The sequence below is a fragment of the Pseudomonas sp. AOB-7 genome (genome assembly GCF_003696305.1).
Classification (GTDB): domain Bacteria; phylum Pseudomonadota; class Gammaproteobacteria; order Pseudomonadales; family Pseudomonadaceae; genus Aquipseudomonas.
Map to the genome: position 1 here is coordinate 1 of NZ_RFFK01000009.1, position 22,630 is coordinate 22,630.

Genomic DNA, 22,630 nt, shown 5'->3' on the forward strand with positions numbered 1-22,630 from the left:
TGGCCTGCCACTGGGCGGTTTTCGGGTTGGTCATGACAACACCTTTTATTACGCGGGTCGCCGGCGGCGGCCCGATGAAATCGATGGCAACGGGCGCGGCCAGCCGCGCCCGCCCCGGTCACACCGACAGCAGCAGGAACTCGCGCTCCCAGGAGCTGATCACGCGCTTGAAGTTCTCGTGCTCGGCGCGTTTCACCGCGACATAGCCGCGCATGAACTTCTCGCCCAGGTACTTCTCGGCGGCCTTGCACGCCTCCATGCGCTCCAGCGCCGCCTCGATGGTCAACGGCAGACGCAGGTTGCGCCGCTCGTAGCCGCGGCCCTTGACCGGCGCGCTGGGCTTGATGCCCTCGACCATGCCGATGTAGCCGCACAGCAGGGAGGCGGCCAGCACCAGGTAGGGGTTGGCGTCGGCGCCGGCCAGGCGGTTCTCCACCCGGCGGTTCTGCGGCCCGGCTTCCGGCACGCGCAGGCCCACGGTGCGGTTCTCCTCGCCCCACTCAACGTTCACCGGCGCCGAGGTGTCGGGCAGGAAGCGGCGGAACGAGTTGACGTTCGGCGCGAACAGCGGCAGCACCTCGGGGATGTACTTCTGCAGGCCGCCGATGTGATGCATGAACAGCTCGCTCATGGTGCCGTCGTCGTTGGAGAAGATGTTCTTGCCGGTCTTGATGTCCACCACGCTCTGGTGGATGTGCATGGCGCTGCCCGGCTGGTCGGTGATCGGCTTGGCCATGAAGGTCGCCGCCACGTCGTGCTTGAGCGCGGCCTCGCGCATGGTGCGCTTGAACACGGTGATCTGGTCGGCCAGGTGCAGGGCCTCGCCGTGACGGAAGTTGATTTCCATCTGCGCCGGGCCGTCTTCGTGGATCAGCGTGTCGAGGTCCAGATCCTGCAGCTCGCACCAGTCGTAGACGTCCTCGAACAGCGGATCGAATTCGTTGGCGGCGTCGATGGAGAACGACTGCCGGCCCACTTCCGGGCGCCCGGAGCGGCCCATCGGCGCCACCAGCGGGAAGTCCGGGTCGCTGTTGCGCTTGGTCAGGTAGAACTCCATCTCCGGCGCGACGATCGGCCGCCAGCCCTTGTCGGCGTAGAGCTTGAGCACGTTCTTGAGGATGTTGCGCGGCGACAGCTCGATCGGGTTGCCCTGCTTGTCGAAGGTGTCGTGGATCACCATCGCGGTCGGCTCGATGGCCCAGGGCACGAGGAACACGGCGTTCTCGTCGGGGCGGCAGAACATATCGATGTCCGCCTCGTCGAGCAGCTCGTAATAGATGTCGTCCTCGACGTAGTCGCCGGTCACGGTCTGCAGCAGCACGCTCTCGGGGAGGCGCATGCCCTTCTCGTCGAGGAACTTGTTGGTCGGCGAGATCTTGCCGCGGGCAATGCCGGTCAGGTCGCTGACCAGGCATTCGACTTCGGTGATTTTGCGTTCTTTCAGCCAGCTCGTGAGCTGGTCTAGCTTGGTACTCATAGAGACCTCAGGGTTGGAGAATCCGACTAGGTATAGTCGGTTCAGCGTTGCCCCGCCCTCTCCCTGCAAGCCTCACCAAAGGCCTGGAAGATGGCGAGATAATTCGGATTGGATGCTACCTGCCACTCGGGGTGCCATTGCACCCCCAGCGCGAAGCTTTTTGCACCTTCGACGGAAAAAGCTTCGACCAACCCGTCGGGCGCCAGAGCTTCTACGCGAAGGCCCGGCGCCAGACGTGCAACGCCCTGGCCATGAATGGAATTGATCTGGAACTCGCGCGGCAAGCCGATGCCGTCGAGCAGCCCGCCGGGCTGCACCTGCAGTGCATGGCGCGGGCCGTACTGCACCTCGACCGGCTGCTCCTTCGGCTCGCGGTGATCCAGCAGCCCTGGGATCTCGTGCACGCGCTGGTGCAAGGTGCCGCCGAAGGCCACGTTGATTTCCTGGAAGCCGCGGCAGATGCCCAGCAGCGGCACGCCGGCGTCGAGCGCCGCGCGGATCAGCGGCAGCGTGGTGGCATCGCGTGCGCTATCGTGCAAGGTACCGGGTGCGCTGGCGGCGCCAGCGTAATGATGAGGTTCGACGTTGGACGGCGAGCCGGTGAACAGCAGGCCGTCGAGCTGTTCGAGCAGCTGCGGCAGCGCCAGCAGCTCGCCGAGTGCCGGCACGATCAGCGGCATGCCACCGGCGCCGACCACTACCGCGCGCAAATACTTGTCGCCAGCAGTGTGATAGAGGTTGTGACCGATCTGCTTGGTGCAGGCACTGACGCCGACTATCGGCAGGCGAGACATGAGACACCCGTTTTATTGCTGTTATGGGTTTGAGCCGAGCTTAGCCTTGTTCATTTTTTTACACAATAGCCCTGTAAAAAATTGAACACACCCGACTGAGCACCCCGGCCGGCCAGGCGTTTCAGCCAGGAGCAATGCCCTGAAACGCCCCAAAACTGGCCGTGCAGCCCTCTTTTAGGGCATCATAGGGCTCTCTTGACAGCCATGGGTGTTTCCGATTGACTCACACCCATGCAGTTGCATGATTGATATTTTTAACAATAAAGGTGTTGCATCATGTCGGTACCCCCGCGTGCCGTTCAGCTTAACGAAGCGAACGCGTTCCTTAAGGAACATCCTGAGGTCCTGTTCGTCGACCTTCTTATTGCAGATATGAACGGCGTGGTGCGCGGCAAGCGCATCGACCGTAACGCCCTGCACAAGGTGTACGAGAAAGGCATCAACCTGCCGGCGTCGCTGTTCGCCCTCGACATCAATGGCGCCACCGTGGAAAGCACCGGCCTGGGCCTGGACATCGGCGATGCCGACCGCATCTGCTTCCCCATCCCCAATACCCTGTGCAACGAACCCTGGCAGAAGCGCCCCACCGCGCAGCTGCTGATGACCATGCACGAACTGGATGGCACCCCCTTCTTCGCCGACCCGCGCGAAGTGCTGCGCCAGGTGGTGCAGAAGTTCGACGACATGGGCCTGAAGATCTGCGCCGCCTTCGAGCTGGAGTTCTACCTGATCGACCAGGAGAACGTGAACGGCCGGCCGCAGCCGCCGCGCTCGCCGATCTCCGGCAAGCGCCCGCATTCGACCCAGGTGTACCTGATCGACGACCTCGACGAATACGTCGACTGCCTGCAGGACATGCTCGAAGCCGCCAAGGAGCAGGGCATCCCGGCCGACGCCATCGTCAAGGAAAGCGCCCCGGCGCAGTTCGAGGTCAACCTGCACCACGTCGAGGACGCCATCAAGGCCTGCGACTACGCGCTGCTGCTCAAGCGCCTGATCAAGAACATCGCCTACGACCACGAGATGGACAGCACCTTTATGGCCAAGCCCTACCCGGGCCAGGCCGGCAACGGCCTGCACGTACACATCTCGCTGCTGGACAAGAAGACCGGCAAGAACATCTTCGCCGCCGACGACCCGCTGCAGAACCAGCCGCTGCGCCACGCCATCGGCGGCATTCTCGACACCATGGCCGCGAGCATGGCCTTCCTCTGCCCCAACGTGAACTCCTACCGCCGCTTCGGCGCGCAGTTCTACGTGCCCAACGCGCCGAGCTGGGCGCTGGACAACCGCACCGTGGCCGTGCGCGTGCCCACCGGCAGCGCCGACGCCGTGCGCATCGAACACCGGGTGGCCGGCGCCGACGCCAACCCCTACCTGATGCTGGCCTCGATCCTCGCCGGCATCCACCACGGCCTGACCAACCAGATCGACCCGGGCGAGCCGATCGAAGGCAACTCCTACGAGCAGCTCGAGCAGAGCCTGCCGAACAACCTGCGCGACGCGCTGCGCGAGCTGGACGACAGCGAGGTGCTGAACAAGTACATCAGCCCGGACTACATCGACATCTTCGTCGCCTGCAAGGAAGCCGAGCTGCAGGAGTTCGAGACCACCATCTCCGACCTCGAGTACAACTGGTACCTGCATACCGTCTGATGCAATGCCCGACGCCGGCCCTAGTGCCGGCGTTGTTTTGTCTGCCACCCACGCTCTGCCGAACCGCCCGCGCCATGCGCAGCGGCGAAGCCATGCCTCGAGGAGGTCGTCATGTTTCGCGTTCTCGCTCCGCTACTGCTGGCCCTGGCTCCCGGACTGACGGCCGCCGCCGACAGCATCCGCGTCTACAACTGGAACGACTACATCGCCCCGCAGGTGCTGGAGAGTTTCACCCGTGACACCGGCATCGCCGTGGAGTACCGCACCTTCAGCAGCGCCGAGGAACTGGCCAACGCCCTGGCCAGCGGCGAGTCCATCGACGTCGCGGTGCCCTCGCACAACGACCTGCCGGCGCTGATTGCCGCCGGCGGCATCCAGCCGCTGGACCTGCGCCTGCTGCCCAACCGCAGACACCTGGACAAGCAGCTGCTGAGCAAGCTGGCCGCGGTCGACCCGCAGAACCGCCACGCCGTGCCCTACCTGTGGGGCGCGGTGGGCCTGGCGATCAACGTGCCGCAGGCCGAGGCCGCCTACGGCGGGCCGCTGCCGGACAGCTGGAGCCTGCTGTTCGACCCCGCGCAGAGCGCGCGCCTGGCCAGCTGCGGCGTCAGCGTGCTGGACGCCCCGGACGAGACCCTGGCGCTGCTGCTCAACTACCAGGGCCGCAGCCTGGCGCGCAGCGCGCCGAGCCGCATCGAGCGCGCCGGCAACCTGCTCGACGGTCTGCGCCCGCACCTGCGCTACGTTGACAGCGAACGCTATATCGACGACCTCAGCCACGGCCGCCTGTGCCTGGCCATGGCCTGGGTCGGCGACGCCCTGGCCGCCGCCGACGCCGGCCAGCCGGTGCGCTTCCTGGTGCCAGAGGAAGGCTCGGTGCTGTTTATCGACAACCTGGTGATCCCTGCCAGCGCGCGGCGCGCCGACCTGGCCCATCGTTTCATCGACTACCTGATGCAGCCGCAGGTGGCCGCGCTGATCACCGCCGAGACCCTCTACCCCAACGGCAACGCCGATTCCGCGCAGTTCCTCGACGCCGCCCTGCTCAACCAGCCCGGGCTCTATCCGGACCAGGACACCAAGCGCCGCCTGCACGCCCTGGAGGTGCTGCCGGAGAAACACGCCGAAGTGCGCGACCGGGTCTGGCAGCGCTTTCGCGCCGGCGGCTGAAGGGCTGGCGCTGAAGCCAGGCGCGGCCAAGGCGCATTGCGGTGGCGAACGACTTGCCTCGGCAGCGCCGCCTGGCATCCAATAGCGCCTCCTTGCCCCAGGAGTTCGCCATGTCGCGCCCCGCCAGCCCCCGCAAACCGCGCGCCAGCAGCCAGGCGCGGATCGCCGTGATCCTCCAGGCCGCACGCGCGCTGCTGGCCGAACAGGGCGTGGCCAACCTGTCGATCTATGCCGTGGCCGAGCGTGCGGCGATTCCGCCGTCCTCGGTCTACCACTTCTTCGCCAGCGTGCCGGCGCTGCTCGAAGGCCTCACCGCCGACGTCCACGCCGCCTTCCGCGCCTGCCTGCAGCAGCCGGTGGAACACGCCGCGCTGCGCAGCTGGCACGACCTGTCGCGCCTCGTCGAGCAGCGCATGCTGGCGATCTACGCCGCCGACGCCGCTGCGCGTCAGCTGATCCTCGCCCAGCACGGCCTGGCCGAGGTGACCCAGGCCGACCGCCAGCACGACGTGGAACTGGGGCGACTGATGCAGGCGCTGTTCGAGCGCCACTTCCCCCTGCCGCAACTGCCGAGCGATATCGAGGTGTTCGCCCTGGCCATGGAGCTGGGCGACCGCGTCTACGCCCGCTCGGTGCAGCTGCACGGCGCCATCACCCCGCGCCTGGCCGAGGAAGGCATGCGCGTGTTCGACGCCTACCTCGGCCTCTACCTGCCCGCCGCCCTGCCGAAACGCCCCGCGCCGCTTACCTAGGGTGTCGCGGGGCCGCCTAGGCCGCGCCACCGCTGACAATTGACCTGCTGCGCACGGCGCGCCATAGCCCTGCAGGGGCGCATTTGTTCACGCACGACCTTGGCCCGGCGCGCGGCCCTGTTCGCGGATTACTCCGCGTCTCCCCAAGCGGGCTCGGCCAGGAACCAGATTGACGGATACTAATCCGATAAAAATCCGAAATATTTTGCCTTTCCTGCCTTATCAATCTTCTAAATTCGATTTTTATCGGATATAAATCGAGCATCTCGCCATGATCGATGTTCTGCCATGGCTTCCCGAGCAGGCCTCCGCTAGCCCGGAGCCGCCTGCCCACAAGTCCAAGAGGTGCTGTATGTCCCGTATCGTCACCGTCGCCGCGACCCAGATGGCCTGTTCCTGGGATGTCGCCGGCAATATCGCCAACGCCGAGAAGCTGGTGCGCCAGGCCGCCGCCCGGGGTGCGCAGATCATCCTGATCCAGGAGCTGTTCGAGACCCCCTACTTCTGCCAGAAGCCCAATGCCGACTACACCCAGCTGGCCACCCCGGCAGAGGAAAACCCGGCGATCCTGCACTTCCAGAAGGTCGCCGCCGAACTGCGAGTGGTGCTGCCGATCAGCTTCTTCGAGCGCGCCGGCCGCGCCCGCTTCAACAGCATCGCGATCATCGACGCCGACGGCAGCAACCTCGGGATTTATCGGAAAAGCCATATCCCGGACGGCCCCGGCTACCACGAGAAGTACTACTTCAACCCGGGCGATAGCGGCTTCAAGGTGTGGGACACCGCCTACGCCAGGATCGGCGTCGGCATCTGCTGGGACCAGTGGTTCCCCGAATGCGCGCGCAGCATGGCGCTGCTGGGCGCGGAGATCCTGTTCTACCCCACCGCCATCGGCAGCGAGCCGCACGATCCCGCCATCAACTCGCGCGAGCACTGGCAGCGCGTGCAGCAGGGCCACGCCGGCGCCAACCTGATGCCGCTGGTGGCCAGCAACCGCATCGGCCGCGAGGAGCAGGACGGCTATGCCATCAGCTTCTACGGCAGCTCCTTTATCGCCAACCAGTTCGGCGAGAAGGTCGAGGAGCTGGATCAGAGCGAGGAAGGCGTGCTGGTGCACAGCTTCGATCTGACCGAGCTGGAGAAGGTGCGCAGCGCCTGGGGCATATTCCGCGACCGCCGGCCGAACCTATACTGGCCGCTGGCGACCCTCGACGGCGAGAGCCTCTCCGAGTAACCCCCATACCTTCGCCGGTGCGCACGACGCACCCTACGGATCGAACCATGACCACCCTGAACAGCACTCCTCGCGCCGACGGTTTCCGCATGCCGGCGGAATGGGAACCCCACAGCCAGACCTGGATGGTCTGGCCCGAACGCCCGGACAACTGGCGCCTCGGCGGCAAGCCGGCGCAGGCCGCCTTCGCCGCGGTGGCCCGCGCCATCGCCGAGTTCGAACCGGTGACCGTCTGCGTGTCCGCCGCGCAGTACGAGAACGCCCGCGCGCGCCTGGATCACGCGCGCATCCGCCTGGTGGAAATCACCACCGACGACGCCTGGGTGCGCGACACCGGGCCGACCTTCGTCACCAACGCCAGCGGCGAAGTGCGCGGCGTGGACTGGACCTTCAACGCCTGGGGCGGCTTCGACGGCGGCCTGTACTGGCCCTGGCAGCGCGACGACCAGGTGGCGCGCAAGATCCTCGAGATCGAAGGCTGCAAGCGCTATCGCACCGAGGGTTTCGTGCTCGAGGGCGGCTCGATCCACGTCGACGGCGAAGGCACCCTGATCACCACAGAGGAATGCCTGCTCAACCAGAACCGCAACCCGCACCTCTCCCGCGAACAGATCGAGGCGCAGCTAGCGGAGCAGCTGGCCATCGATACGGTGATCTGGCTGCCGGACGGCCTGTACAACGACGAGACCGACGGCCACGTCGACAACTTCTGCTGCTACGTGCGCCCCGGCGAGGTGCTGCTGGCCTGGACCGAGGATCAGAACGATCCCAACTACCCGCGCTGCCAGGCCGCCATGCGCGTGCTGGAAAGCGCGCGCGACGCCAAGGGTCGCCAGCTGATCGTGCACAAGATGCCGATCCCCGGGCCGATCCACGCCACTGAGGAAGAGTGCGCCGGCGTCGACGCCGCCGAAGGCAGCCAGGCACGCGATCCGTCGATCCGCCTGGCCGGCTCCTACGTCAACTTCCTCATCGTCAACGGCGGCATCGTCGCGCCGAGCTTCGACGACGCCAAGGACGCCGAGGCCCGCGCCATCCTCGAGCAGGTCTTCCCCGCGCACCGCGTGGTGATGGTGCCCGGCCGCGAGATCCTCCTCGGCGGCGGCAATATCCACTGCATCACTCAGCAGCAGCCGGCGCCGCAAGGGCGCTGAAGCGTCGGGCGGGCCGCGCTCAGCGGCCCGCCTGCAACGCCCGCCTGGTACTCAGCGGATCCAGCTGGCGCAGCGCCTGGTAGTGGCTGACGAACACCTGGCCGCCGAAACGCTGGAGAAAGTCCGAGCGGCCGAGCTGGTCCATCACCGGCCCCTTGACCTCCGACAGGTGCAGCTGCACCCCGGCGGCGCGCAGGCGCTCGGCGATGGCCTCCAGCGACTCCAGGGCGCTGGCGTCGATCAGGTTGATCCCCGGGCACATCAGCACCAGGTGACGCACCTGCGGCCGCGCGGCGACCAGCGCGGCGACGCGGTCCTCGAGATAACGCGCATTGGGAAAATACAGGCTCTCGTCGACCCGCAGCGACAGCACGCTGGGGCTCTCGATCACCTGGAAGCGCTCGACGTTGCGAAAGTGCTCGCTGCCCGGCACCTGGCCGACCACCGCGATATGCGGGCGGCTGGTGCGCCAGAGAAACAGCAGCAGCGACAGGCCGACGCCGAGGACGATGCCGGTCTCGACGCCGAGCAGCAGCACCGCGGCCAGGGTCGCCGCCTGCGCCGCGCCGTCCTGCCGCGAATAGCGCCAGGTGCGCGCCAGCCCGCGCAGGTCGATCAGCCCCCACACCGCGACGACGATGATCGCCGCCAGCGCCGCCTGCGGCAGCCGCTGCAGCAGCGGCGCCAGCAGCAGCGCGCCGAGGGCGATGCCGACGGCGCTGAACACCCCGGCCATGGGCGTCCGCGCGCCGGCCTCGAAGTTGACCTGGGAACGGGCGATGCCGCCGGTCACCGGCAGGCCGCCGCTGAAGGCCGCCGCCAGGTTGGCCGCGCCGAGGCCGAGCAGCTCGCTGTCCGGCTCGATACGCTGGCGCCGCCTGGCCGCCAGGGTCTGCGCCACCGCCATCGACTCGACGAAGCCCACCAGGCTGATCAGCAGCGCCGCCGGCAGCAGCTGCCGCGCCAGCTCGAGATCCAGCGACGGCAGGCTCGGTGCCGGCAGGCCGGCGGCGATGCTGCCGACCACCCGCACGCCGCGCTCATCCAGTTGCCACAGCCAGACCGCGCCGGTGGCCAGGATCATCGCCAGCACCGGCGCCGCCCGGCTCAGGTTGCCGGCCCAGGCCTGGTCCAGGCCGCAGCGTTGCAACAGCGGCGGCAAGCCGCGCCGCGCCCAGAACAGCAGCACCAGGCAGCCGACGCCGAGCAGCAGGGTCGGCCCGTGACTGACCGGCAGGCCCCGCGCCAGCGCCGGCAGCAGTTGGCCCAGGGTCGCGCCGGCGGCGGCGATGCCGAGCAGCGGCGCCAGCTGGCCGAGGACGATCAGCAGGGCGGCGCCGCTGATAAAGCCGGAGATCACCGGATGGCTGAGAAAGTTGGCGATAAAGCCCAGGCGCAGCAGCGCCATGCCACAGAGCAGCCCGCCGGACAGCAGCGCCAGCAGCAGGGCGGCGCCGGCGTACTCGGCGCTGCCGGCGGGAAACAGCGGCTGCAGGGCCGCCGCGGTCATCAGCGAGACCACCGCCACCGGGCCCACGGCCAGGGTGCGGCTGCTGCCGAACAGGGCATAGGCCAGCAACGGCAGCATGCTGGCGTAGAGCCCGGCAGCCGGTGGCAGGCCGGCGAGCATGGCGTAGGCCAGGCTCTGCGGGATCAGCAGCAGGGTGACGATCAGCGCCGCCAGGGCATCGCCGGCCGCGGTCTGCCGATCGTAGTGCCGGCCCCACTCCAGCCAGGGCAGCCAACGGCGCAGCGACGAGGCTTTCATAGGCGGTCCAGGGGAATCTTCAGGTAGCGCACGCCGTTGTCCTCGGCCGGCGGCAGCTGCCCGGCGCGCATATTGACCTGCACCGCCGGCAGCATCAGGGTCGGCACCTCCAGCGTGGCATCGCGCGCCTGGCGCATGGCGACGAAGGCGTCCTCGCCGATGCCCTCGTGCACGTGCAGGTTGTGCGCGCGCTGCTCGGCCACCGTGGTCTCGCAGCAGAAATCGGCGCGCCCCGGCGCCTTGTAGTCGTGGCAGAGAAACAGGCGGGTGGCGTCCGGCAGTTCGAACAGGCGGCGGATCGAACGGTACAGGGTGCGTGCATCGCCGCCGGGAAAATCGCAGCGCGCCGTGCCGTAGTCCGGCATGAACAGGGTGTCGCCGACGAAGACGGCGTCGCCGATCACGTAGCTCATGCAGGCCGGCGTGTGCCCCGGGGTGTGCAGGGCGAAGGCCTCGATGGCGCCGATCTGGAAGCGCTCGCCGTCGCGCAGCAGGCGGTCGAACTGGGAACCGTCGGTGGCGAATTCGCGGCCGGCGTTGAACAGCTGGCCGAAGGTGCTCTGCACCTGGGTGATGCGCTCGCCGATGGCCAGCCGGCCGCCCAGCTCGCGCTGCAGGTAGGGCGCGGCCGACAGATGGTCGGCGTGCACATGGGTTTCCAGCAGCCAGTCCACCGTCAGGCCCTGCTCGCGCACATGGGCGACGATGCGGGCGGCGCCGGCATGCGAGGTACGCCCGGCGGCCGGGTCGTAGTCCAGCACCGAATCGACGATGGCGCAGCGGCGGCTGGACGGGTCGGCGACCACGTAGCTGTAGGTGAAGGTGGCGGGATCGAAGAAGGGGGTGATGACGGGCGACATGCCGGCTCCCGGGCGGACGACGGCGAGTCGCCCGCCCCCTGCGATTCAGGATTTGGATTTACAAGTATTGACGCCTAACAGCGGATAGGCCGGACAGAAGCGGAAGATTCCGCTGGCCAGCGGCAGCAGGCCGATCCAGCCCCACAGGCCGATCACGCCGGACAGGCTGAGGCCGATCAGGATCAGCCCGGCGGCGATGCGTAGGCTGCGGTCGAGGTTCCCTACGTTGCGTTGCATGATGACCTCCTCGGTCAGTGGCCGCGCCGGCCCTCCAGCGCGGCAAAGATCAGCATCCCGGCGAGCAGCGCGGCGACGAACAGCGGTGCCTGCCAGTGCCCGCTGAGCAGGATGGCCACGGCCGGCCCCGGGCAAATGCCGGCGATGCCCCAGCCGAGGCCGAACAGCAGGCTGCCGCCGACCAACCGGACATCCAGCTCGCGCCGCCTCGGCAATTGCATGGCGCCGCCCAGCAGCGCGCGGGAACGCCTGCCCGCCAGGTGCAGGGGCAGGGCCGCGACGGCGATGGCGCCGGCCATCACCAGCGCCAGCGAGGGGTCCCAGGCGCCGGCCAGGTCGAGGAAGGCCAGCACCTTGGCCGGGTTGGCCATGCCGGCCAGCAACAACCCCAGGCCGAACAGCAGGCCGCAGGCGAATGCACTGAGTCTGGCCATGTTCAGCCCCCCAACAGATGACGCAGGACAAACACCGTGGCGAAACCCGCGGCCATGAAGCACAGGGTCGCCACCAGCGAGCGCGGCGACAGGCGGGCAATCCCGCATACGCCATGGCCGCTGGTGCAACCGCTGGCGTAGCGGGTGCCAATCCCCACCAGCAGGCCGGCGCCGATCAGCCCGAGGGCGCCGCTGTCGAACTCGATCGCCGGCAGGGCGGCGAACAGGCCCCACAGCACGGGCGCGACCAGCAGCCCGAGGAGAAACAGCGCCGCCTCGCCACGGCCCTGCGCGCCCGGCTGCAGCAGGCTGCCGAGCAGGCCGCTGATGCCGGCGATGCGGCCGTTGGCCAGGGCGAAGATGGCCGCCGCCAGGCCGATCAGCGCGCCGCCGGCCAGCGCGCTCCAGGGTGTGAAGGCGTTCCAGTCGATGCTCATTGCTCCTGGCCCTCGCAGAACAGCCGGTACAGCGTCTCGATCACCGCCAGCGCCGCCGGGCTGCTGATGCGGTAATGGATCTGCTTGCCGTCGCGGCGGGTTGCCACTAGGCCTTCGCGGCGCAGCACGGCCAGCTGCTGCGACAGGGTCGGCTGCTGGATGCCGAGCAGCGCCTCCAGCTCGCTGACGTTGCGCTCGCCCTGGGCCAGCTGGCACAGCAGCAGCAGGCGGTCCGGGTTGGCCAGGGCCTTGAGCAGCTGGCCGGCGGCGTCGGCATTGGCGCGCAGCTGCTGGATATCGAGGGCGTCGGTCATGGCTACACCTTAGACAAATACAATATGTATTTTTATATATTGTATTTTTGAAGAGTGTTAGCCAAGGCGACCAACGGTCAAGACGCAGCCTGGATGTACCGCCATAAACGCAAAAACCCGCCGAAGCGGGTTCTCTGGGCGTTGCCGCCGATCAGGAATCGGCGTCGGCAGCGGCCTGGTAGGCGGCGGCGTCGAGCAGCTTGTTCAGCTCGCCGGCATCGCTCGGCTTGAGCTTGAAGAACCAGCTGCCGTAGGGGTCGCTGTTGACGCTCTCGGGGCTGTCGGCCAGCGCCTCGTTGATCGCGATCACCTCGCCGCCGATCGGCGCGTAGATGTCGGAGGCGGCCTTGACCGACTCCACCACCCCGGCTTCCTGGCCGGCGTCCAGCTGCTTGCCGAGCTCCGGCAGCTCGATGAACACCACATCACCGAGGGCTTCCTGGGCGTGGTCGGAAATGCCCACGGTCACGCTGCCGTCGGCCTCCAGGCGCGCCCACTCGTGGCTGGCGGCGTAACGCAGATCGGCGGGAATATTGCTCATGTGTCGTTCCTCGTAAGCGATGACGGCAAGCGGGCCGTCAGGACAATTTAGCAGGCCGCGGCGGGAGCGAAAGCCGGCGCCGTGGCCCGATGAATCAGATCAGGGTTTTGCCGTTACGTACAAAGCTCGGCTTGACCACCCGCACCGGGTACCACTTACCACGGATTTCCACTTCGGCGCGCTCGCCGGTGGCCGCCGGCACGCGGGCCAGGGCGATGGACTTGTTCAGCGTCGGCGAGAAGCTGCCGCTGGTGATCTCGCCGTCGCCGATGCCCTCGACGCGCACCACCTGATGCGCGCGCAGCACACCGCGCTCCTCCAGCACCAGGCCGACCAGCTTGCTCGGGCAACCGGCGGCGCGCTGCGCCTCCAGTGCGGCGCGGCCGATGAAGTCGCGCGCGGCCGGCTCCCAGGCGATGGTCCAGGCCAGGTTGGCGGCCAGCGGCGAGACGCTCTCGTCCATGTCCTGGCCGTAGAGGTTCATTCCCGCCTCCAGGCGCAGGGTGTCGCGCGCGCCGAGGCCGATGGGGGCGATGCCGGCGCCGACCAGTTCGTTGAGGAAGGCGACGACTTCGCTGGCCGGCAGGATGATCTCCAGGCCGTCCTCGCCGGTGTAGCCGGTGCGGGCGATAAACCAGTCGCCCTCGGGCAGGCCCTGGAACGGCTTGAGTTCGTGGATCAGCGCAGCGCGCGCCTGGGTCACCAGCTCGGCGACGCGGGCGCGGGCGCGCGGGCCCTGGATGGCGAGCATGGCCAGGTCGCGGCGCTCGCGCAGCTCGACGGCGAAATCGCCGGCCTGGGCGTGCATCCAGGCCAGGTCCTTGTCGCGGGTGCCGGCGTTGACCACCAGGCGATAGCCCTGCTCCTGGGAAGCAGAGCTGGTGAGGTAGACGATCAGGTCGTCGATCACCCCGCCCTGCTCGTTGAGCATGGCGCTGTACAGCGCCTTGCCGGCGCCCTCCAGGCGCGCCACGTCGTTGGCCAGCAGGCGCTGCAGATAGGCCTGCGCCTGGCTGCCGGCGACGTCCACCACGCACATGTGCGAGACGTCGAACACGCCGCACTCGCGGCGCACCTGATGATGCTCCTCCACCTGCGAGCCGTAGTGCAGCGGCATGTCCCAGCCGCCGAAATCGACCATCTTGGCGCCTAGCGCCAGATGCAGGTCATAGAGGGGGGTACGCTGTCCCATGGGTGTCTCCTTCCGGGCTTGGCGAAGCGATTCAGAGCACCTAGAAGCTACCTGCGTTGCCATTGCTGCGTTGAAAGCAGGTTCGAAATGCTCATGTACAAAAGTACATTCCGCTTTCTCTCCCGCTTTACTCACTGGTGCTCGCCCTTCGGGCCAGCCTTACGGCTGTTACTCCCGCTGGTCGTTGCGCCTTGCACTGGCGGCCTCGGCTACGCTTCTAGACGAATCTTGCCGGGTTACCCGGCTCGCGAATGGCGCGCATTGTAGCCGCAAGGTCGGCAGGGGTCATCCTGACCGAAGGTCGCCCTCGGTTAGCCGATCCGCCGCGCCGAACGGCGGATCAGCAGGATCACCGGCAGCAGGCCGACCAGTATCAGGGTCAGCGCCGGCAACGCTGCGCGCGCCCATTCGCCTTCGCTGGTCATCTCGAATACCCGCACCGACAGGGTGTCCCAGCCGAAGGGGCGCATCAGCAGGGTGGCCGGCATTTCCTTGAGCACGTCGACGAACACCAGCAGCGCAGCGGACAGGGTGCCCGGCAGCAGCAGCGGCAGATAGACCCGCAAGAACAGGCCGACGCCGCCGACGCCGAGGCTGCGCGAGGCCTCCGGCAGCGACGGGCGGATGCGCGCCAGGCTGGTTTCCAGCGGGCCGAAGGCCACCGCCATGAAGCGGATCAGGTAGGCCACCAGCAGCGCCGCCAGGCTGCCCAGCAACAGCGGCTTGCCGGCGCCGCCCAGGGCGCCGGACAGCGGAATCACCAGTTCGCGGTCGAGGAAGCTGAACGCCAGCATGATCGCCACCGCCAGCACCGAGCCCGGCAGGGCGTAGCCGATATTGCCCAGGGCCACGCCGACGCGCACCCCGCGGGTCGGCGCCTGGCGCCGGGCGAAGGCCAGCAGCATGGCCACCGCGACCGTGATCAGCGCCGCCATGCCGCCCAGGTAGAGGCTGTGCAGGATCAGCCCGGCGTAGCGCTCGTCGAGGTCGAAGCGGCCGCGCTGCCAGAACCACACCAGCAGCTGCAGCAGCGGAATGACGAAGGCGCAGGCGAACACCAGGCCGCACCAGGCGCTGGCGGCGAACGCCTGCCAGCCGTGCAGCTGGTACAGCGCCTGGCCGCGCGGGCGTTCGTTGGCCGGCCGCGCGGCACCGCGGGCGCGGCGCTCGCCATAGAGCACCAGGGCCACGGCCAGCAGCAGCAGGCTGGCCAGCTGGGTGGCGCTGGTCAGGCTGTAGAAGCTGTACCAGGTCTTGTAGATGGCGGTGGTGAAGGTGTCGAAGTTGAACACCGACACCGCGCCGAAATCGGCCAGGGTCTCCATGATCGCCAGGGCCAGGCCAGCGCCGATGGCCGGCCGCGCCATGGGCAGGGCGACGCGCCAGAAGGCCTGCCAGGGACTCTGCCCGAGCACCCGCGCGGCCTCCATCAGGCCCTTGCCCTGGGCCAGGAAGGCGCCGCGGGCGAGCAGGTAGACGTAGGGGTAGAACACCAGCACCAGGACGATGATCACCCCGCCGGTGGAGCGCACCCGCGGCAGGCGCAGGCCGCTGCCGAACCACTCGCGCAGCAGGCTCTGCAGCGGCCCGGCGAAATCCAGCAGGCCGACGAAGACGAAGGCCAGCACATAGGCGGGAATGGCGAAGGGCAGCATCAGCGCCCAGTCTAGCCAGCGCCGCCCGGGAAACTCGCAGAGGCTGGTGAGCCAGGCCAGGCTGACGCCGAGCAGGGTCACGCCGATGCCGACGCCGAGTACCAGGGTCAGGGTATTGCCGATCAGCCGCGCCATCTGCGTCTGCCACAGGTGCGCCCAGATCTGCGTGTCCACCTCGTGCCAGCTGAGCAGCAGCACCGACAGCGGCAACAGCACCAGCAGGGCAACGGCGAAGACGATGGGGTACCAGCGACGCTGGACGGGATGCGGCACGCGGATTCCTCGACGGCGGAAAAGACGACGCCCCGGCTGGGCGGGGCGTCGAAGTAAAACAGCTGCAAGCTTCAGGCTGCAAGCGCGGGCGCTACCCAGAGCTCGATGGGTATCGCTGCGCTCAACCCATCCTGGAGCCTCTTACTTGAAGCTTGCGGCTGCCTCTTACTGCCAGCCGGCGCGATCCATCAGCATGGTCGCTTCGGCCTGGCGCTTGCCGGCCACTTCGGTGGCGATGGAGTCGGCCTTGAAGCTGCCCCAGGCGGCCACTTCCTCGGACGGCGCAACTGCCGGGTTGGCCGGGAATTCCTGGTTGACGCCGGCGAAGATGCTCTGCGCTTCCGGGGTGGTCATCCACTCCAGCAGCTTGCGCGCCTGCTCCGGGTGCGGCGCGTGCTTGGTCACGCCGGCGCCGGCCAGGTTGACGTGCACGCCACGGTCGTTCTGGTTCGGCCAGAACGGCTTGACCTTCAGATCCGGCTGCTGCTTGTGCAGACGGCCGTAGTAGTAGGTGTTGGTGATGCCAACGTCGCACTGGCCGGCGTCGATGGCCTGCAGCAGCGCGGTGTCGTCGGCGAACACGTCGGTGGCCAGGTTGTTCACCCAGCCCTTGACGATCTGCTCGGTCTTCTCGGCGCCGTGGGTCTCGATCAGGGTGGCGGTCAGCGACTGGTTGTACACCTTCTTGCTGGTGCGCAGGCACAGGCGGCCTTCCCAGTTCTTGTCGGCCAGGGCTTCGTAGGTGGACAGCTCTTCCGGCTTGACCCGCTCGGTGGAGTAGAAGATGGTCCGCGCGCGCAGCGACAGGCCGGTCCAGCTGTCGCTGCTGGAACGGTACTGGGCGGGGATATTGGCGGCGATCAGGTCCGACTTGGTCGGCTGCAGCACGCCTTCCTGCTCGGCCTGCCAGAGGTTGCCGGCGTCGACGGTGATCAGCAGGTCGGCCGGGGTGTTGGCGCCTTCGGCCTTGAGGCGGGCGATCAGCGGGGCTTCCTTGTCGGTGATGAACTTCACCTTGACCCCGGTCTTTTCGGTGTAGAGATCGAATACCGGCTTGATCAGCTCGTCGATACGGGCGGAGTAGACCACCACCTCATCGGCGGCCTGGACGGCGGTTGCCAGGGTGCCGAGGGTGAATGCAGCGAGCAGCGCGTTGCGAGCCTTCATGGGACCAGCCTCTTGTGGATGAAAAAAGTGGCTGAATAGTAGTGAATGTTATTTGCCTTCTCAACGTAAATACGTCAACAAAAGTCAACGAGTGTTACAAGGCGCGCGCCAGCTCCGGTAGGTCGCCGCTCAGCCCCAGCGCCTGACGCACGAACAGCGCCTTGGCCTCGGCCTGGCCATCGACCAGATCGAGGCCGACGTTGCGCAGCAGCCGCACCGGCAAGGGGTCGGCCTGGAACAGGCGCTGGAAGCCCTCCATCGCCGCCATCATCGCCAGGTTGTGCGGCATGCGCCGGCGCTCGAAGCGGCTCAGCACGCGCTCCTCACTCAGGTTCTCGCCACGCCCGGCGGCATGCAGCAGCACCTCGGCCAGCACCGCGGCGTCGAGAAAGCCCAGGTTGACCCCCTGCCCCGCCAGCGGGTGGATGGTATGCGCGGCGTCGCCGATCAGCGCCAGCCCCGGCTCGACGTAACGCTTGGCATGACGCTGACGCAGCGGGATGCACAGGCGACGGTCGGCATGCAGCACCTGGCCGAGGCGGTGCTCGAAGGCCTTGCCCAGCTCGATGCAGAAGGCTTCATCGTCCAGTGCCATCAACCGCTCGGCCTCGCTCGGCACGGTCGACCAGACGATCGAGCACCAGTGCTCGCCCGCCGCGCCGGGCAGCGGCAGGAAGGCCAGCGGGCCGTCGTCGGTGAAGCGCTGCCAGGCGGTGGCCTGGTGCGGGCGCTCGACCCGCACGCTGGTGACGATGGCGTGGTGCAGGTAATCCCACTCGCGGCTGGCGCAGCCGGCCAGGCGGCGCACCGCGGAGTTGGCGCCATCGGCGGCCACCAACAGCGGCGCGCGCAGCTGGCGGCCGCCCTCCAGGGTCAGCAGCCAGTCGTCGCCGCTGCGGCGCAACTGCTCCAGGCGCGCGCCGGGCAGCAGGCCGAGCTGGCTGTCGTGCAAACGCTCGAGCAGGGCGTCCTGCACCACGCGGTTCTCGACTATGTGGCCGAGGGTTTCGGCATGCACGCTGGCCGCGGCGAAATGGATGCTGCCGGTACCGCTGCCGTCCCACACGCGCATCTCGCCATAGGCGCAGGCGCGCCGCGCGGCGATGCCGTCCCAGGCGCCGAGGCGTGCAAGGATGCGCTGGCTGGCCATGGACAGGGCGCTGACCCGAGGCTCGAAGGCGGCAGCCGGATCGAACGGCGCCAGGCGCAGCGGGCTGCCGTCCACCACCAGAATTTCCAGGCCGCTGTGCTCCAGGGCCAGCGCCAGGGCGCTGCCGACCATACCGGCACCGACGATGATCAGATCCGCGCGCATATCCATTCCTGCGTCAATCATGAGTAGGGTGTCGCGGGGCCAGTCACAGATTGCGCGTCCCCAGGCCCATGGCCTGGCGAGCGAACCAGCGCTTGGCCGGCGGCAGCAGGTCGAGGCCGAGCAACCCGAGGTTGCGTCCGGCGGTCAGCAGCGGCTGGGCATTGCTGAACAGCCGGGTGACCCGGTCGGAGAAGCCCAGGGTCAGTTGCTGGTCCAGTTGCTGACGCTGCAGGTAGCCCTGCAGGGTGGCGAAGTCGCCGAGCGGCGCGGTGGCGGCCTGCAGCACCTCGGCCAGCGCCAGGGTGTCGCGCAGCGACAGGTTGTAGCCCTGCCCGGCGATGGGGTGCAGGCTGTGCGCCGCGTTGCCCAGCACCACCAGGTGCGGCCGCACCTGCTCCTGCGCCTCGACCAGGCTCAGCGGATAGAGATGGCGTGCGCCGACCTGGCGCAAGGCGCCCAGGCGGTAACCGAAGGCCTGCTGCAGCTCGGCGAGAAAGGCCGCGTCGTTCAGCCTGAGCAGGCGCTCGGCATCGGCGGCGGCGCGGGTCCAGACCAGCGCGCAGCGGTTGTCGGTGAGCGGCAGCAGGGCCATCGGCCCGTCGTCGGTGAAGCGCTCGAAGGCCTGACCGCGGTGGGCCTCCAGCGGAGTGACATTGGCGATCAGCGCGCTCTGCCCGTAGGGCCGCTGACTGACGCCGATGCCCAGTTGCTCGCGCAGGCCGGAACGGCCGCCGTCGGCCAGCACGGCCAGGTCGCAGTCGAGCTGGCGCTCGTCGCTCAGACTCAGGCGGTAGCCGTCGTCCAGACGCTGCAACCCGGTGACCTCGGCCGGGCAGTACCACTGCACCACCTCGGCATCGAGCGCCTGCCACAGGCAATGGCCGATCCAGGCGTTCTCCACCACGTAGCCGAGCGCCGGCACCCCTTCCTCGATGGCTTGCAGGCGCGCGGCGCCGAAACGGCCACGGTCGGAGACGTGAATCTGCAGGATCGCCTCGGCGCGCTGGGCGATGGCCTGCCACAGGCCCAGGCGTTCGTAGATCAGCCGGCTGCCGTAGGACAGCGCGGTGGAACGCGCGTCGTAGCTGGGCTGATAGCTGCTGCCGGGGGCGAAGGGTTCGATCAGGGCGATGCGCCAGCCGCGCTGGCGCGCCGTGTCCTGCAGCGCCAGGGCCAGGCTCGCGCCGACCAGGCCGCCGCCGATAATGGCCAGCTGTACCCGCGCCATCAACGCAGTCCCGCCGTCAGGGCCAGGCTGGCACCGAGCCGTCTCCCAACAGCCCCGCCACCGATAATCGCCAACTGCACGCGATTCATCGGCTCAGGCGGCCTGACTGCGCGCGGCGGCCATCAGCGCCTCGATCTCGGCGACGGTCTTGGGCACGCCGTTGGTGAGAATCTCGCAGCCGCTCTTGGTCACCACCACGTCGTCCTCGAGGCGCACGCCGATGCCGCGCCACTTCTTGGCGACCTTTTCATTGTCCACGGCGATATAGATGCCCGGCTCCACGGTCATCGCCATGCCCGGCTCGAGCACGCGCCACTCGCCGCCGACCTTGTAGTCGCCGACGTCGTGCACGTCCATACCCAGCCAGTGACCGGCGCGGTGCATGTAGAAGGCCTTGTAGGCCTCGCTGGCGATCAGCGCCTCGACCTCGCCCTCGAGCAGGCCGAGTTCGACCAGGCCGGCGGTGATCACCCGCACGGTGGCCTCGTGCGCCTCGTTCCAGTGCTTGCCCGGGGCGATCTCCTTGAAGGCAGCCTCCTGCGCGGCCAGCACCAGCTCGTAGATGGCCTTCTGCTCGGCGGAGAACTTGCCGCCGACCGGGAAGGTACGGGTGATGTCGCTGGCGTAGCAGTCGATCTCGCAGCCGGCGTCGATCAGCACCAGATCGCCGTCCTTGAGCGCCGCGTCGTTCTCGCGGTAGTGCAGGATGCAGGCGTTCTTGCCGGCGGCGACGATGCTGCCGTAGGCCGGCATCTTCGCCCCGCCCTTGCGGAACTCGTAATCCAGTTCGGCTTCCAGGTGGTACTCGAACAGCCCGGCGCGGCTGGCCTGCATGGCACGCACGTGGGCGCGCGCGCTGATCTCGGCGGCCTCCTTCATCACCTTCACTTCGGCGGCCGACTTGTACAGGCGCATGTCGTGCAGCAGGTGGTCGAGGGCGACGAACTCGTTGGGCGGCGTGGCGCCCTGGCGGGCCTTGGCGCGGATATGGTTGATCCACTCCATCAGCCGGTGATCGAACTCCTGGTTGCAGCCGATGGCGTAGTAGACGCGCTCGCGCCCCTCAATCAGGCCGGGCAGGATGTCGTCGATGTCGCCGATGGGGAAGGCGTCGTCGGCACCGTAGTTGGCGATCGCCCCGTCCTGGCCGGCGCGCAGGCCGTCCCACAACTCGCGCTCGGGGTCGCGCTCGCGGCAGAACAGCACGTACTCGCCATGCTCGCGCCCGGGGATCAGCGCCATCACCGCTTCCGGCTCGGGGAAGCCGGTGAGGTACTGGAAGTCACTGTCCTGGCGGTAGACGTGCTCGACGTCGCGGTTGCGGATATACACCGGCGCCGCCGGCAGGATGGCGATGCTGTTGGGCTCCATCTGCGCCATCAGCGCCTTGCGCCGGCGGGCATACTCGGACTTGGGGATGCTGATCAAGACGGGCTCCGGAAGAACTCAGTGCAGGGAGGGTTTGGCCGCAGGCGCCGCGGGCTTGGCGCATTCGGCGAACAGCAGCAGCGGCGCCACGCGCAGGTATTCCATGACTTCCATGTAATCGCTCTCGCCGTCCTCGGATTCCTCCAGGGCGCTCTGCACCTGGGCGATGGCGGACAGGTCCTGCAACACTTCCATGGCCTCGCCACTCAGCGCGCCGTCGCGGGCGGTCAGGCCGAAGCCGCCGAGAAAGCCCTGGCACCACTGGCCGAGGGCGACGGCGCGCTGCGCCAGCGGCGCCTCGTCGTCCGGCAGCAGCAGGACCACGGTGACGTCTTCGCTGCACAGCTCGCCCTTGACCATCTCCTGCAGGCCGATCAGCGCCTGGCGCACGTTGTCCTGCGGCTCGCTGCCGAGCAGCTCGGCGGCGTCGAGCAGCCAGGCCTCGGCCTCGAAGCCGGCGCCGGCGCAACTGCGGCCGAGCAGCAGGCCGTGCAGTTCGGCAGGGGAAACGGAATGCCCGGCGCTGCTCAGCAGGGCGGCGAAGGCGGCGTAGGGGGAGCTGGGAGTCGACATAGATAGCTAGGCGCCAGGCGGCGCAATCTCTAGAATGGAGGCCTCGTATCCTAGCACCGGCAGGCGCGCCAAGACCATCCGAGGCCGCCGGGGCGCCCGCGACGTGTTCGTCACGCCGCGGCCGCCAGGGTTTGACCCGCCGCCGTGACACGCCTATATAGTCCAGCCATTCCCTCCCGAAGCGAGAGCCCATGGAAGACGCCGATCTGCACGTATTGACCGCCAAGCTGGAACTGCTGATCCAGCGCGTCGAGCAGCTCAAGGCTCACAACCGACTCCTGCTGGCGAATGAACAGGCCTGGCGCGAGGAACGCGCACATCTGATCGAAAAGAACGAATTGGCCCGGCACAAGGTCGAATCGATGATTTCGCGCCTCAAAGCCCTGGAGCGGGACACATGACCCAGTCGAACACCGTGACCGTCCATATCCTGGACAAAGAATATTGCATCGCCTGCCCGCAGGACGAACGCGCCAACCTGGAAAGCGCCGCCCGTTATCTCGACGGCAAGATGCGCGAGATCCGCACCAGCGGCAAGGTGATCGGCGCCGACCGCGTGGCGGTGATGGCCGCGCTGAACATCACCCACGACCTGCTGCACAAGCAGCAACGCCTGGATCAGGACGCCAGTTCGACGCGCCAGCAGGTGCGCGACCTGCTCGATCGCGTCGACCAGGCACTGGCCGACGACCAGGCCTCCTGAGCCGCCATGCCTGCCACTTCGTCGCAGGCCGCCCCTCGGCTGCGGGGTTCGGGTATACTGGCCGCCACTTCCTGGGGTGTGCGCCAGTTGGGGATGTCCCTGAGCCGATACGCACAACCACGGGGGTTGCATGTTGGGGCCGGTGTGCATGTCCGCCTGACGGAAAGCCTTAACGCCTCCTGCATCCTCCACCTTGAACTTTCGGGTTCAAGGGCTAAACCGACAGCGGCACGCCGGGAAGTCATCCTTTCAGCCAGCGCCCACCCGG

General features: G+C 68.1%; 23 protein-coding genes and 1 other RNA gene. 8 read left to right on the forward strand and 16 right to left on the reverse strand.

The window, feature by feature from the left end:
• Positions 1-118: 118 nt before the first annotated feature.
• Together EA796_RS16515 and EA796_RS16520 are read right to left on the reverse strand one after the other, a co-directional pair.
• Positions 119-1,477, reverse strand: coding sequence for a glutamine synthetase family protein (locus EA796_RS16515; RefSeq protein WP_021444035.1), 1,359 nt, complete (start codon positions 1,475-1,477; stop codon positions 119-121).
• A 41-nt stretch (positions 1,478-1,518) separates the two neighbouring features.
• On the reverse strand, positions 1,519-2,271 hold the full coding sequence (locus EA796_RS16520) for a gamma-glutamyl-gamma-aminobutyrate hydrolase family protein (RefSeq protein WP_122109392.1): 753 nt from the start codon (positions 2,269-2,271) through the stop codon (positions 1,519-1,521).
• A gap of 276 nt (positions 2,272-2,547) precedes the next feature.
• Between EA796_RS16520 and EA796_RS16525 the strand changes: the two genes are divergently transcribed.
• From EA796_RS16525 to aguA, 5 genes are all read left to right on the forward strand, one after another.
• Complete coding sequence (locus EA796_RS16525) at positions 2,548-3,927, forward strand: glutamine synthetase family protein (protein WP_031303124.1); 1,380 nt, start codon at positions 2,548-2,550, stop codon at positions 3,925-3,927.
• Positions 3,928-4,038: 111 nt separating this feature from the next.
• The gene (locus tag EA796_RS16530) at positions 4,039-5,097 is read left to right on the forward strand and encodes an extracellular solute-binding protein (RefSeq protein WP_122109393.1); all 1,059 of its coding nucleotides are present in this window, start codon (positions 4,039-4,041) and stop codon (positions 5,095-5,097) included.
• A gap of 110 nt (positions 5,098-5,207) precedes the next feature.
• Positions 5,208-5,849 (forward strand): TetR/AcrR family transcriptional regulator, encoded by a 642-nt coding sequence (locus EA796_RS16535; protein WP_122109394.1) that lies wholly within the window; start codon positions 5,208-5,210, stop codon positions 5,847-5,849.
• Between the two features lie 352 nt (positions 5,850-6,201).
• The gene (gene aguB / locus EA796_RS16540; RefSeq protein ID WP_122109395.1) at positions 6,202-7,083 is read left to right on the forward strand and encodes an N-carbamoylputrescine amidase; all 882 of its coding nucleotides are present in this window, start codon (positions 6,202-6,204) and stop codon (positions 7,081-7,083) included.
• Positions 7,084-7,130: 47 nt separating this feature from the next.
• Positions 7,131-8,237: an agmatine deiminase gene (gene aguA, locus EA796_RS16545; protein ID WP_122109396.1), complete on the forward strand. Its 1,107-nt coding sequence runs from the start codon at positions 7,131-7,133 to the stop codon at positions 8,235-8,237.
• 19 nt (positions 8,238-8,256) lie between these two features.
• Here the strand turns inward: aguA and EA796_RS16550 are convergent, their stop codons facing one another.
• From EA796_RS16550 to EA796_RS16615, 14 genes are all read right to left on the reverse strand, one after another.
• Positions 8,257-10,005 carry a SulP family inorganic anion transporter gene (locus EA796_RS16550; protein ID WP_122109397.1) on the reverse strand — a complete coding sequence of 583 codons (1,749 nt, stop codon included), beginning with the start codon at positions 10,003-10,005 and terminating at the stop codon, positions 8,257-8,259.
• Positions 10,002-10,865 carry an MBL fold metallo-hydrolase gene (locus EA796_RS16555; RefSeq protein ID WP_122109398.1) on the reverse strand — a complete coding sequence of 288 codons (864 nt, stop codon included), beginning with the start codon at positions 10,863-10,865 and terminating at the stop codon, positions 10,002-10,004. The genes EA796_RS16550 and EA796_RS16555 overlap by 4 nt, the downstream gene beginning before the upstream one ends.
• Positions 10,866-10,910: 45 nt before the next feature.
• Positions 10,911-11,102 carry a DUF2892 domain-containing protein gene (locus EA796_RS16560; RefSeq protein WP_021445179.1) on the reverse strand — a complete coding sequence of 64 codons (192 nt, stop codon included), beginning with the start codon at positions 11,100-11,102 and terminating at the stop codon, positions 10,911-10,913.
• Positions 11,103-11,116: 14 nt separating this feature from the next.
• Positions 11,117-11,536 (reverse strand): DUF6691 family protein, encoded by a 420-nt coding sequence (locus EA796_RS16565; RefSeq protein ID WP_122109399.1) that lies wholly within the window; start codon positions 11,534-11,536, stop codon positions 11,117-11,119.
• 2 nt (positions 11,537-11,538) lie between these two features.
• Positions 11,539-11,973, reverse strand: coding sequence for a YeeE/YedE family protein (locus EA796_RS16570; RefSeq protein WP_122109400.1), 435 nt, complete (start codon positions 11,971-11,973; stop codon positions 11,539-11,541).
• On the reverse strand, positions 11,970-12,287 hold the full coding sequence (locus EA796_RS16575) for a helix-turn-helix transcriptional regulator (protein WP_021445356.1): 318 nt from the start codon (positions 12,285-12,287) through the stop codon (positions 11,970-11,972). The genes EA796_RS16570 and EA796_RS16575 overlap by 4 nt, the downstream gene beginning before the upstream one ends.
• Before the next feature lie 151 nt (positions 12,288-12,438).
• Positions 12,439-12,828: a glycine cleavage system protein GcvH gene (gcvH, locus tag EA796_RS16580; protein WP_122109401.1), complete on the reverse strand. Its 390-nt coding sequence runs from the start codon at positions 12,826-12,828 to the stop codon at positions 12,439-12,441.
• 94 nt (positions 12,829-12,922) lie between these two features.
• Positions 12,923-14,020: a glycine cleavage system aminomethyltransferase GcvT gene (gcvT, locus tag EA796_RS16585; protein ID WP_122109402.1), complete on the reverse strand. Its 1,098-nt coding sequence runs from the start codon at positions 14,018-14,020 to the stop codon at positions 12,923-12,925.
• A gap of 311 nt (positions 14,021-14,331) precedes the next feature.
• The gene (locus EA796_RS16590; protein ID WP_122109403.1) at positions 14,332-15,948 is read right to left on the reverse strand and encodes an iron ABC transporter permease; all 1,617 of its coding nucleotides are present in this window, start codon (positions 15,946-15,948) and stop codon (positions 14,332-14,334) included.
• A 165-nt stretch (positions 15,949-16,113) separates the two neighbouring features.
• A complete protein-coding gene (locus tag EA796_RS16595) occupies positions 16,114-17,115 on the reverse strand; it encodes an extracellular solute-binding protein (RefSeq protein WP_122109404.1) in 1,002 nt (333 codons plus the stop codon).
• Positions 17,116-17,209: 94 nt separating this feature from the next.
• Positions 17,210-18,430 carry a 2-octaprenyl-3-methyl-6-methoxy-1,4-benzoquinol hydroxylase gene (locus EA796_RS16600; protein ID WP_178082570.1) on the reverse strand — a complete coding sequence of 407 codons (1,221 nt, stop codon included), beginning with the start codon at positions 18,428-18,430 and terminating at the stop codon, positions 17,210-17,212.
• Between the two features lie 43 nt (positions 18,431-18,473).
• Positions 18,474-19,658: a 2-octaprenyl-6-methoxyphenyl hydroxylase gene (gene ubiH / locus EA796_RS16605; RefSeq protein WP_122109406.1), complete on the reverse strand. Its 1,185-nt coding sequence runs from the start codon at positions 19,656-19,658 to the stop codon at positions 18,474-18,476.
• Between the two features lie 93 nt (positions 19,659-19,751).
• Positions 19,752-21,086: a Xaa-Pro aminopeptidase gene (pepP, locus tag EA796_RS16610; RefSeq protein WP_122109407.1), complete on the reverse strand. Its 1,335-nt coding sequence runs from the start codon at positions 21,084-21,086 to the stop codon at positions 19,752-19,754.
• An 18-nt stretch (positions 21,087-21,104) separates the two neighbouring features.
• Positions 21,105-21,659, reverse strand: coding sequence for a YecA family protein (locus EA796_RS16615; RefSeq protein WP_021443352.1), 555 nt, complete (start codon positions 21,657-21,659; stop codon positions 21,105-21,107).
• A gap of 191 nt (positions 21,660-21,850) precedes the next feature.
• Here EA796_RS16615 and EA796_RS16620 point away from each other — a divergent pair, with 191 nt between their 5' ends.
• The 3 genes from EA796_RS16620 to ssrS all read left to right on the forward strand — a co-directional run bounded on the left by EA796_RS16620 (position 21,851) and on the right by ssrS (position 22,606).
• On the forward strand, positions 21,851-22,060 hold the full coding sequence (locus EA796_RS16620) for a TIGR02449 family protein (RefSeq protein WP_122109408.1): 210 nt from the start codon (positions 21,851-21,853) through the stop codon (positions 22,058-22,060).
• Positions 22,057-22,362: a cell division protein ZapA gene (locus EA796_RS16625; RefSeq protein ID WP_004373294.1), complete on the forward strand. Its 306-nt coding sequence runs from the start codon at positions 22,057-22,059 to the stop codon at positions 22,360-22,362. The genes EA796_RS16620 and EA796_RS16625 overlap by 4 nt, the downstream gene beginning before the upstream one ends.
• A gap of 65 nt (positions 22,363-22,427) precedes the next feature.
• Positions 22,428-22,606, forward strand: a non-coding RNA gene (gene ssrS / locus EA796_RS16630) — 6S RNA.
• The last annotated feature ends 24 nt before the right edge of the window (positions 22,607-22,630 follow it).